Raw genomic sequence first — 10,062 nt, forward strand, 5'->3', positions numbered from 1 at the left:
ATAGCCGAGACGGCCCTGGCAATGGTCGAGTTCGACGTAGCGCAGGAAGATACCTCCGTACACGATGTGCGCCCCGGTCTCCGGCATCCAGAAGAATGCCGGGCCGGCAGTAGGAAGCCCCCAGCCAGAACCTCCGCGGGTCGTGAAAACTGGAGGTGGTTCAGCGTGAGTCCAAGTGTTTGGTGCAGCCTTTTCCAAGATGGATCCGTGGGTTCAGAGGGTCACGCTGGGTCGGCTTCGAGAGCCGGCGCGCGGAACCGTGCAGCGGATGAAGCCGGCGGGAAAACCGGTCGACAGGAGACCTGCGAGGCACTGTGATGACCCCACATGCCTGCCGCACGGGCGGGCCGACTCCAGGAGCTGCTCTTGGCAACCGGGAGAACCGCGGACATCCGCCCCGCGATCGATGCCGAACTGGTCAGGCGCCTGGTCGATACGCAGTTCCCGCAGTGGGCCGGTCTGCCGTTGGAGTTGCTTGACCCGGCCGGCTCGGACCATGTGATCTACCGGTTGGGCGAGGAGCTGTCCGTCCGGCTGCCCCGCCATGCCAGCGCCATCGGGCAGGCGCGGAAGGAGTTCGAGTGGCTGCCGCGGCTCGCCCCGCACTTGCCACTGGCCGTCCCCGTGCCAGTGGGGGTGGGGAAGCCCGGCTTTGGCTATCCGTGGCCGTGGGCGGTCTCCTGCTGGCTGGACGGCGAGGTGGCGACTGTCGAGGCGCTGGCCGATTCTTCCGAAGCCGCCGTCGAACTGGCCGGGTTCCTGACCGCTCTCCAGCGGTTCGAGCCCGGGGAGACTCGGCTCCTGGGCGCCGACGAGGATCTCACCGTCCGGCCGCTGGTCGCACGGGATCGGGCAACGCGGGCCGCCATCGCGCAGGTCGGCGGCTCCTTCGACGCTGCGGCCATGACCGAGCTCTGGGAAGCGGCGATCAGCGCCCCCGGATGGGATGGTCCTGCGGTCTGGTTCCACGGCGACTTTCACACCGGCAACCTGCTGACCGTCGACGGCCGCCTCAGCGCGGTCATCGACTTCGGCGGGCTCGGCATCGGCGACCCGGCCTGCGACCTGGTGATCGCCTTCACCCTGATGTCGGCGGGGAGCCGGGCCGCCTTCCGCGCCGCGCTCGGCGTGGACGACGCCACCTGGATCCGGGGCCGCGGCTGGGCGCTGGCCACGGCCCTGAACGCCTACACCTACTACGCTGCCGTCAGCCCCCGGGTCGCCGCGCAGACCACCCGTCAGATCACCGAGGCCCTCATCGGCTAGTGCCCTGACCGGGAAGGTTCACCGGGTCAGAACGCTGAGCGAGGCTGTGGTTGGTGAGGAGGTCGGGCATGACGCGGAGACTGTCGGTGGACGAGGCCGCGCGATTGCCTGAGCCCGAACTGGGATCAGGGCAGCCAGGGCTTGACGAGCTGGTCACGGAGGACTGCTGGCGTGCCTTCCTCCACTTCGGCCGACGGCTGTTCGACGTCCCGGACGCACCCGACGCTGACGGTCTTCTGCTCCCGTACGGGACCCACGCCTTCGGTGGCCCTCGCGAGTTCACGCTGGACCTCACCCGGCAGTTCGAGATCTCCGACAGCAACGGTGATCACGACCGTTACGTGCAGGTCCACCGCGAGCTCAGATACGGCCCCGCGCCCGCGCTGAAGGCCCTGGGAAGCTTCGACTCGTGGTTCTTCCACGACGCCGGAGACGATCTCGACGACCGGGCGCAAGCACTGACCGAGCGAGCGGCCTGGGCAACGATCCGCAGACTCAGGCCGACCGAGAACAGGGTGTATCAAGAGCAGGTGTAGTCGTTCAGGCCGCCATCGTGGTGCGGCGCCCTCCCCAGCGAACACCCTTCTCACTGTGGATGCGGGCTCGTCCGCATCGTTGGGCTACGAGGACGTCGGGGTGGCGGGCGTTCTGGTTGCGCCAGCGCACGTAGGCGTGCACAGCCCGGGTCTGGAGCGTGTGGCTGGAATGGTGCGAGTTGGCCAGGGTGAACTGCCGCAAGGGCCCAAAGCGGGCCTCGATCGGGTCGGCCCAGGACGCGTAAGCCTGGGTGAAGCACAGCTCGACCTTTTCCCGGGTCGCCCACCTGCCAATTCACCAGAGGTATGTGCCGAGCTTGTGCGTCGGACGTCCGGCGGCTTTGAGGTGGCGAACCACGGCGTCGAGACTGGTGGAGCAGATCGAGAAGTTGAGGAAGCGGCAGCTCTTGGTCGGGCCGCTGCGGAGGGCCGGCGCGGTTATTCGATTGCGAGCCTTCGGGACGGAGTGTCTGATCCCGGCTATGACGATTGTGCTGGGTATGCCGACTGTCGACGGAGTACGCGAGGCCATGGCCGTACTGCGGGAGTGGCAGTACGACGAAGCGCCGATGCAATTGCATCCGGGGGACATCGGCTGGAACTACCGCTTCGGAACGGCCGAGACGGCCGCGGTGGTCCGGACCTGGAGTCGGGACGGGAGGATTCTCGCGGTCGGGATGCTCGACTCACCGACACTGGTGCGGATGACGGTCGCTCCGGAGGCTTTCCAGGACGAGGACTTGGCGCGGCAGCTCGTGGAGGATTTCTCGCTGCCTGAGCGCGGCGTGCTACCGGAAGGAGCCGTGGCTGTCGAGGCGCCGCTGGGCCTGCTGCTCCACGACCTGCTGAGCAAGGAGGGCTGGGGTGCCGACGAGCCGTGGACTCCGCTCTTCCGCGACCTCACCGAGCCGGTGGACGACCCCGGCGTGCGGATCAAGTCGATCGGCCCGGAGCAGGCGCAGGACTTCGCCGACGTCCTGCGGTCGGCGTTCAACACCTCGCGACCTACGCGCGAGTACTGGCACGCGATGTCGGCGGGACCGTTCTACGCCCACGCCCGCTGCCTGGGCGCCTATGACGACCAGGGCACCATGACGGCGGTGGTGACGGTGTGGTCGGCCGGCCCGGGGAGGCCGGGGCTGGTCGAGCCGATGGGCGTCCACAAGGATCACCGTGGTCGCGGCTACGGCCGGGCGATCACCCTGGCCGGGGCGGCAGCGCTGCGGGAGATGGGCTCGTCGACCGTGCGTGTGTGCACACCGAGTTCCAACGTTGGCGGCGTCGCCACGTACAAGGCAGCCGGGTTCGAGGTGCGGCCGCAGGTGCGGGACCGGATCCGGACGGCCTGACGCCGGGGCTACTCGGCGAGGCGGCGGTCTGGGACTGGATCGTGCGGCCGGTGAAGGCTTTTGGGGGTTCTCATCCTCCGCCGGGAGCGGCGCGGGGAGCCGTCAGACGGTGGCGGGGGCCGGGTCAAGGTCAGTGCCCCGCAGGAGCCGGAGGTGGTACTCGCCCAACCGGTCGCCCAGGAGCACGGCGTGGGTGAGGTTCTCGGCGCGGTGGGCGGCGTCGTGCTGCACGCTGGGGTCGGCGTTCTCGGCGCTCGTCCGGTGAGGGCGGTGTCGATGGCCAGGCGCCGAACGATTGTGGCGGTGGGCGTCCCGGGCGAAGTGGCCGACCCGCATCTCGGCGTTCATGTCGCGGGGCGTTCCTCTGTGCCGGTCAGGCGCCAGAACGTGGTCCGGCGCTCCGTGCCTCCTGGCCGGCGTCGTCGTCGCGGGCCCACCAGGAGGCATGGTCGGCCAGGTCCTCGCCACGCGGCCGGTCGTCTTCCGTCCGTCGTCGGCGGGATCGCCGTCGCGGCGTTCACGGCCTTCGGCGGCCGGCGCCGTGACCATCCACGTCCGTAAGCAGCACCCCGTGTCGCGGAGTCCCGGGAGCAGGTGCATCCCCCCGGGGCTCCGCTGTCTCCTGGCCGAGAGCCCCGTCCGGGCACTCGGAACGCCCGCCACTGTGCCGTGCCGGTGGCGGGGTCACAGGGTGGTCAGGGCGCGGCCGGGGATCCTGCCCTGGGCAAGGTCGGCGACGGCTCGGTCGATGCCAGCCAGGGGGTATCGGTCGGTGACGAAGGCGTCGAGGTCGAACCTCCGGTGTGGTGCCGGTCGAGGAGGGTCGCGATGTCGTCCTGGCGGCAGACGCCGGCGGTGTGCCGACTAGGGTCTTCCGGCGGGTGAGCATGTTGCCGTTGATCTGGCGGGTGATGACGAGTTCGAGGGGCTTCTTGGGCAGTCCGACGTTGACGGCCGTGCCGCCCTTCCCGACGCCCCGTGGACTCGGTCTGGTCGGAGCCGAGGAAGAGTTCCGGACGCGAGCCGTGCGGGGTGTGCGGCCGGGCCCCAACCGATGCGGCGCTTAGAAGCCGTTGTCGTACCGATCATGTTGAGTGTGGGTTCGACTCGGCGGACTCGATCGCGTGGTCTTTCGCCTGGCTGGCATCGATGCCGTCAGGGCGCCGCGGAACCAAACCGGCGCCTATACGCCGACGGAGTGATGCCCGTCTCGCGACGCATCAACGCGCGCAAATTGGTCGCGGTGCCCAGTCCGCTCAGCCGTGCGACCACCTCGAAGCGTGACTCGCCTCGCTCGATCAGTCGGCAGGCCAGGGCGAGTCGTTCCCCCGTGAGCCACATCAGCGGGGTCGTTCCCAGCTGCGCCCGGAAGCGGCGGTGCAATGTCGCCGGACTGACCGCTGCCCGCGCCGCGAGGTCCGTGATCCTGAGTGGCGAGTCGAGACGTTCTTGTGCCCAGGCCAGGATCGGAGCCAGGGACTCGTCGGGGAGGTCGGGCATGGGACGCTCGACGAACTGCCGCTGTCCGCCGTCGCGGTGCGCCGCGAAGACCAGTCGCCGGCTGACGGAGTTGGCGACCTCTGCACCATAGTCGCGGCGGACCACGTGCAGCCCGAGGTCGAGTGCAGCCGCGCTTCCCGCGGCGGTGAGGATGTCACCGTCGTCCACGAACAACACGTCTGATTCGAGGTGGACGGCGGGGAAGCGGGAGCGGAAGGAATCCGCCCACTGCCAGTGGGCCGTGGCCCGGCGCCCATCGAGGACACCGGCCTCGGCCAGGGTGAAGGCGCCGCTGCAGAAGCCGATCAGGCGAACACCGCACGCATGCGCCCGTCGGATGGTGTCCAACACCGCGGGCCGGCGGGGCACCTCGACATCGGGGCGATTGGGGACGATCAAGGTGTCTGCCGTATCGGCCGCCTCCAAGCCGGCGACCCCGGTGAGGGTGAAGAATCCGTCTCGCATCGCGATGGAGGGCTCGGGAGAGCAGAGCCGGAAGTCGTAGAATTCGCGGCCGATCTCCGGCCTGCGCAGGCCGAAGATCTCGGTCGCGCAACCGAGCTCGAACGGGTTCGAGTTCTCGTCCACGATCACGACCACCCGGTGTGCGCCCGCTGCTTGAGCTTGGTGCGAGGATTCTTTCGCCATGTGCAATTCCTAGCACTCACACTGCCTGTACGAGGCGGCCGAGGATGAGGCCATGAGCAACCGGCCCATCTCCCTTCCCCAAGTTCTGGCCTCCTTCGACACGCTGTGGAGTCCGCGCATCGTCACGCGTGTCAACGACTACGACGTCAGGGTCGCCAAAGTCGAGGGCGAACACATCTGGCACGCCCACGACGACACCGACGAGTTCTTCCTGGTGCTCGACGGGGAGCTGCACATCTCCTTGCGCGAGCCCGAGGGTGAGCACACGGTCCGGCTGCCGCGGGGGGCGGTCTTCACCGTTCCCGCAGGTACGGAGCACAAGCCGTCCTCGCCGTCCGGTGCCGCGATCCTCATGTTCGAGCCGACCGGGACACCGACCGTGGGCGACCGCCACGATGAGATCCCCGCCCACGTGAACGCGACGACCGGGCACATCCTCAAAGCCTGAGCAACGGGACGACGTCGGAACCACCAGCGGGTGATCTTGCTGCAACCGTTGCATGAAGGCCGGGCCTCCTGGCCGGCTCGGCATTGTCGATGTCCCAACGGGCTGATCGGGAGGCCCTTTTCTCCCGCGAGGCGGGGGTGCCGCTGGGCACGAGCGCGGTGACACGCCCCTGCTCGTACCACGACGTGTTGAAGGAGGTGGCGGAGCTGCCGGGGCTCCCCGGCCACGACTACGCCCCGGTGGAACGCACCCTCGCGTATCTCGACGAGCACGTGGAGCCGTCGAACCGGCACCGCAGGGCCGTGCTCTTCGCCCAGGTCGACGCGTCGGACCCGCCGCACCGGACGGCCATGTGGAACACCGCGACGCAGGCTTGGAACGCGGCGGTGCAGCGGACGCTGGGCACCGACGGGGCGTCCCCGCGGTCGCTCCCGAAGGCGGCCGACATCGGGCTCTACCTCGGGCGTCCGACGGACGCGCTCTTCGAGCCCGCCGGTCCCGGGGCCACAGTCCCTGCGGAACACGCGATGGCCCCGGGCAACCTGGCGGCGGTCGCCGAACTGGGCTGGCAGGACATCGCGAAGATCCATCAGGACGAGGTCGTGACCCGTCGGCGCGACGCCTTCCAGGCGGCGCTGCGCGCCGGGGACGCGGCGGCGGCCGACGACGCTCTTCCCGCACTGCTCCGGGCGGTCCGGCGGCAGCTGCCGGCGTCCCGGGAGCGGCCCGGGCGGCTCGCCTGGGCCGCGGCCGAGACCGGCCTCGGGCTCGCCGGCGCGGGGCCGGCACTCGGCACCGGCGAGACCCGCGGTCTCGTGGGACCCGCGCCGGCGTTCGGCCTGGCGGCCGAGCGGCTGCTTCGGGGCGGCCGCAACCGGTCCCACATCGTCAACACGCTGATGACGGCAGGCAGAAGGGGGACCTGGACCCGGCGCGGCGAACCCTGACAGCGCGCCGGGTTCCGGGCGGTCGAGCGGTCGGTGCCTCTGCCCTCGTACACACCTCCAGCGGTGCTGAACCGGTGGGCGCGACCGCCGCGCCGCTACGACCTACGCGCCGCACGAAGGGCCGACCCTCGTCTGACAGGCAGCATTCCACCTCGCCGCCACCCCCGTACGGGCACGTCCGTGGCAGAGAAGGGGGGGTCTAGGAAACGAGTGGCTTGGGGATGACTTCGCGCAGTCGGTCCAGGAGTACCCGGGCCGCGGGGCTCGAGGGGCCGTTGGCCTGCCAGGCGAGCGCGATGCGGGCACGCATCTCGGGCCGTACGATCTGCAGGGTGCGAAGCTGTCCGTCGAAGGGGTACTCGTCCTCACCGGCAGGCAGCACGGCGATGCCCAGGCCCCGCGCGGCAAGCTGCGAGAGCACATGAGGGGCTGCCGCCTCGAAGGCAACCCTGGGCTGGAATCCCGCCTGCGCGCAGCCCCGTTCGAGCGCCGAGCGCACGCCGGTGCCACGCGGCAGGCAGATCAACGGGCGATCACGTAGATCGGCGAGCGAGACGCTCGTACCGTCGATGCCGTCGAGAACGGGGTCACCCGGGGTGACAGCGGCGACCAACGGAACATCGATCACCGTCTGGAAGAGGGCTCCGGGCGGGGGGACTTCCTCGGCCGTTCCGAGGACGGCGATGTCGAGCTCGCCGGCCAGGAGCGCGGCCTGCATCCGCTCACTGGTGTCCTCGGTGAGAGCCACCTCCACCGAGGGGTGGGCCTCGTGGAAGTCCGCGAGCAGAGCGGCGATGTCGAAGGCGTGGCCGGTGGCGCCGGAGACCAGTCCGAGCGTGACCCGTCCGCGCAGCAGACCTGTGTACGCGTCGACCGTGTACTGCACCGACTCCGCCGCGGCCAGTGCGGCGCGGGCGTACGGCAGGACCGCCCTGCCCACCTCCGTCGGCGTCACCGACCGGCCTGAGCGGTCGAGCAGGGACTGCCCCAGCTCCTTCTCCAGCTGGCGGATCTGCGCGCTGAGGCCGGGCTGGGCCAGGTGCAACCGTGCGGCGGCTCTCGTGAAACCACCCTCCTCGACAACGCAGACGAAGTAGCGCAGCTGGCGAAGCTCCATAAGCAATGATTCTAGTTGGCAGCAGAACTGTCTATTGGCGTTATGGACGTGCCGACCGCAGGCTTGATCACATGGGGAACACGACAGCCCGCAAAGGAAGAAGTGTCGACGTCAGGGCAGCGATCGCGGCGGAGCGCCGAGAACTGGCCGATCTGTTCGACACCTTGCGAACCGACCAGTGGAACGAGCAGAGCCTCTGCGCGGGATGGCGCGTTCGCGACGTGGCAGCACACATGTCGATGGGGTTCCGACTCTCCTTGCCCGCGACACTCGGTGAGTTGGTCAAGGCGCGCGGGAACCTTCATCGCATGACCGATCGGGTCGCGCGCAGGGATGCGGCAGCCCATTCCACCACGGAACTCGCCGCCTTCCTGCGGGACAACGCCCACCACCCCTGGACACCACCGGTCGGTGGGTTCGCGGCCGCGCTCGGCCACGACGTGGTGCACGGGCTGGACATCACCGTCGGCCTCGGCCTCGGCCGGCGCCTCCCCGAGAACCGGCTGCGCATCCTGCTAGAGGAGATCCGGCCCGGCAGCCTGAAGTTCTTCGGCGCCGATCTTGACGGAGTGCGGCTGTGTGCCGAGGACCTCGACTGGTCGTACGGCTCTGGCTCGCCGGTGTTCGGCGCCGCCCAAGACCTCCTGCTGCTGGCTTACGGCCGCAGACTTCCAGACGGCAAGCTCCGAGGGGAATCGAGCGGCCGTTTCACCCGACCCGCCGAGGAAGCCTGACTCACGTGCGTACCCGCCTCCTCCTGGGCTTGTCCCTGCTCTCCACCGGTCTGCTCGCCGGAGCCTTCGGCTATGGCGCCGCCAACCTCGTCCCCACCTTCAATTCCGTGCCGATCGACATGAGGCTCGACTTCCACGCCGAGCTGATGAAGATGAACGGGATCACCATGCAGGGGGCGATGGCGATCTCCGCCCTCAGCGCCCTCACCCTGGCCGCCCTCACACGCGAGCGGGCCCGGCTCCTCACAGCCGCGGCGGGGTTCCTGATCGTCGTGTCGTTCCTGATCACCCGGTTCGGGAATGTCCCCATCAACGGGCGCATCAAGGAGTGGGCCGCCACCACGCCGCCGCCCGACCATGCGGTGCTCCTGAGCCGCTGGGAACTGTTCAACGATCTCCGCACCTGTACCGCCATGGCGGCGTTCGTCATCCTGATCTCAGTTGCCCTGCGCCAGGCAGGGCGAGGCGGTCGATGAGCTCGGCGAGGATACGGAGCCGGATGCCGTCGGTGCGACCGTGCGGCCCCGCTCGGCCAGCAGGGATCGCCTCTCGCCGGTCGGTCGGGCCAGGGCGGAGCGGTCGTCGCCGTACCAGCAGGCCCGGACGTCGTGAGTGGCTGCATGGCGGAGGTGCACGAGCGCGGCTGAGGGCCGGTCGTCAAGAAGTCAGCGCCGATGCTTCGCGCCGGCACCGACGGTCCGCTTCCGCGGCCTGGCATCCCGCCGCGTCTGGTGCCGCTCGGGCCACGGCGCAACAACCCCAGCGGCGCCTGCGGTAGTCACGATCGCTGGCCGGCTTCGCGTGGCAGCCAGAACTGCGACTTTGGCCGGTGCCACCCTGCTGCACCCCGTATTCCATTTCCGTTTGCGCTCAGCCCGCAAGAGATGCCAGGAGGCCGCTGCCGAAGCAAAGCGCATCGGGGCGATGTCCCCGCAGGCCCTCGAAAGGGCGACGCTCACCGGTACGAGCAACGGATCCGAGGTCAAGAAGGTCGCCGAAGGCGACGTCGAGGGCGGCCGCGACATGAAGGCCGACAAGACCCCGTGCCAGACTCTGACGAGCCTGGCCGGCGGCTTCACCCACATTCCCGCGGTGAGCGTGCAGCACCGGTCCCTCGGACCCGCCGAGGCGAAGAACGCCATCGTGGGCTCGTTGTGGCTCGCCCCCCACTCGGAGCAGAACGCCAAGAAAGTCATGGCCGACCTGCGGACCTCCCTGAAGGAGTGCTCCGGCGGCTTCCAGACCCTCGGCCTGACGTACACCGCTATCACCCCGGTGAACGCACCGAAGCTCGGCGACGAGGCTGTCGGCTACCGCATCACCAACGTCGTCGCCAAGCAGACCGTCCCCATGACGGACACCGTCCTGCGCGAGGGCGGCGTGGTCGCGGTCTTCCACGGCGTCAACATGCTGACCCCGAACGACAGCGCCATCCCCGAGACGGTCGTCAAGGCACAGCTGGACCGGCTGGGCTGAGCCCCACGGCGGGGAAGCGAAACGCCCGGCCGGGAAATTCC

At 69.6% G+C, this 10,062-nt stretch carries 11 protein-coding genes; 8 read left to right on the forward strand and 3 right to left on the reverse strand.

All coding sequences use genetic code 11. From position 1 onward, the window contains the following. Positions 1–366 precede the first annotated feature (366 nt). From ABTY59_RS31130 to ABTY59_RS31145, 3 genes are all read left to right on the forward strand, one after another. Positions 367–1,266: an aminoglycoside phosphotransferase family protein gene (locus ABTY59_RS31130; protein ID WP_352022425.1), complete on the forward strand. Its 900-nt coding sequence runs from the start codon at positions 367–369 to the stop codon at positions 1,264–1,266. Positions 1,267–1,334: 68 nt separating this feature from the next. After that, positions 1,335–1,802, forward strand: coding sequence for a hypothetical protein (locus ABTY59_RS31135; protein ID WP_352022426.1), 468 nt, complete (start codon positions 1,335–1,337; stop codon positions 1,800–1,802). A gap of 482 nt (positions 1,803–2,284) precedes the next feature. Continuing rightward, the gene (locus ABTY59_RS31145; protein ID WP_352022427.1) at positions 2,285–3,151 is read left to right on the forward strand and encodes a GNAT family N-acetyltransferase; all 867 of its coding nucleotides are present in this window, start codon (positions 2,285–2,287) and stop codon (positions 3,149–3,151) included. A 102-nt stretch (positions 3,152–3,253) separates the two neighbouring features. Here the strand turns inward: ABTY59_RS31145 and ABTY59_RS31150 are convergent, their stop codons facing one another. Both ABTY59_RS31150 and ABTY59_RS31155 read right to left on the reverse strand, forming a co-directional pair. Beyond that, positions 3,254–3,499, reverse strand: a complete 246-nt coding sequence (locus ABTY59_RS31150; protein WP_352022428.1) for a hypothetical protein — start codon at positions 3,497–3,499, stop codon at positions 3,254–3,256. An 807-nt stretch (positions 3,500–4,306) separates the two neighbouring features. Next, on the reverse strand, positions 4,307–5,299 hold the full coding sequence (locus ABTY59_RS31155) for a GlxA family transcriptional regulator (protein WP_352022429.1): 993 nt from the start codon (positions 5,297–5,299) through the stop codon (positions 4,307–4,309). A gap of 52 nt (positions 5,300–5,351) precedes the next feature. Between ABTY59_RS31155 and ABTY59_RS31160 the strand changes: the two genes are divergently transcribed. Together ABTY59_RS31160 and ABTY59_RS31165 are read left to right on the forward strand one after the other, a co-directional pair. Beyond that, positions 5,352–5,747 (forward strand): cupin domain-containing protein, encoded by a 396-nt coding sequence (locus ABTY59_RS31160; protein ID WP_352022430.1) that lies wholly within the window; start codon positions 5,352–5,354, stop codon positions 5,745–5,747. A gap of 188 nt (positions 5,748–5,935) precedes the next feature. Beyond that, positions 5,936–6,694, forward strand: coding sequence for a hypothetical protein (locus ABTY59_RS31165; RefSeq protein ID WP_352022431.1), 759 nt, complete (start codon positions 5,936–5,938; stop codon positions 6,692–6,694). 199 nt (positions 6,695–6,893) lie between these two features. Here the strand turns inward: ABTY59_RS31165 and ABTY59_RS31170 are convergent, their stop codons facing one another. Then, positions 6,894–7,811 (reverse strand): LysR family transcriptional regulator, encoded by a 918-nt coding sequence (locus tag ABTY59_RS31170; protein WP_352022432.1) that lies wholly within the window; start codon positions 7,809–7,811, stop codon positions 6,894–6,896. 71 nt (positions 7,812–7,882) lie between these two features. Here ABTY59_RS31170 and ABTY59_RS31175 point away from each other — a divergent pair, with 71 nt between their 5' ends. From ABTY59_RS31175 to ABTY59_RS31185, 3 genes are all read left to right on the forward strand, one after another. Continuing rightward, entirely contained in the window at positions 7,883–8,545 is a 663-nt protein-coding gene (locus ABTY59_RS31175; RefSeq protein ID WP_352022433.1) for a maleylpyruvate isomerase family mycothiol-dependent enzyme, read from the forward strand. 5 nt (positions 8,546–8,550) lie between these two features. Further along, positions 8,551–9,021, forward strand: a complete 471-nt coding sequence (locus ABTY59_RS31180; protein ID WP_352022434.1) for an anthrone oxygenase family protein — start codon at positions 8,551–8,553, stop codon at positions 9,019–9,021. A gap of 448 nt (positions 9,022–9,469) precedes the next feature. After that, positions 9,470–10,021 (forward strand): hypothetical protein, encoded by a 552-nt coding sequence (locus ABTY59_RS31185; protein ID WP_352022435.1) that lies wholly within the window; start codon positions 9,470–9,472, stop codon positions 10,019–10,021. Positions 10,022–10,062 lie beyond the last annotated feature (41 nt).

Source organism: Streptomyces sp. NPDC096079, from assembly GCF_040303145.1.
Classification (GTDB): Bacteria; Actinomycetota; Actinomycetes; order Streptomycetales; family Streptomycetaceae; genus Streptomyces.

Excerpts from the sequence above, each read along its gene's own strand:
- ABTY59_RS31175 (WP_352022433.1), top strand. The coding sequence starts at position 7,883 with ATGGGGAACACGACAGCCCGCAAAGGAAGAAGTGTCGACGTCAGGGCA.
- ABTY59_RS31150 (WP_352022428.1), bottom strand. The coding sequence starts at position 3,499 with ATGAACGCCGAGATGCGGGTCGGCCACTTCGCCCGGGACGCCCACCGC.
- ABTY59_RS31135 (WP_352022426.1), top strand. The coding sequence starts at position 1,335 with ATGACGCGGAGACTGTCGGTGGACGAGGCCGCGCGATTGCCTGAGCCC.
- ABTY59_RS31160 (WP_352022430.1), top strand. The coding sequence starts at position 5,352 with ATGAGCAACCGGCCCATCTCCCTTCCCCAAGTTCTGGCCTCCTTCGAC.
- ABTY59_RS31155 (WP_352022429.1), bottom strand. The coding sequence starts at position 5,299 with ATGGCGAAAGAATCCTCGCACCAAGCTCAAGCAGCGGGCGCACACCGG.
- ABTY59_RS31170 (WP_352022432.1), bottom strand. The coding sequence starts at position 7,811 with ATGGAGCTTCGCCAGCTGCGCTACTTCGTCTGCGTTGTCGAGGAGGGT.
- ABTY59_RS31185 (WP_352022435.1), top strand. The coding sequence starts at position 9,470 with ATGTCCCCGCAGGCCCTCGAAAGGGCGACGCTCACCGGTACGAGCAAC.
- ABTY59_RS31145 (WP_352022427.1), top strand. The coding sequence starts at position 2,285 with ATGACGATTGTGCTGGGTATGCCGACTGTCGACGGAGTACGCGAGGCC.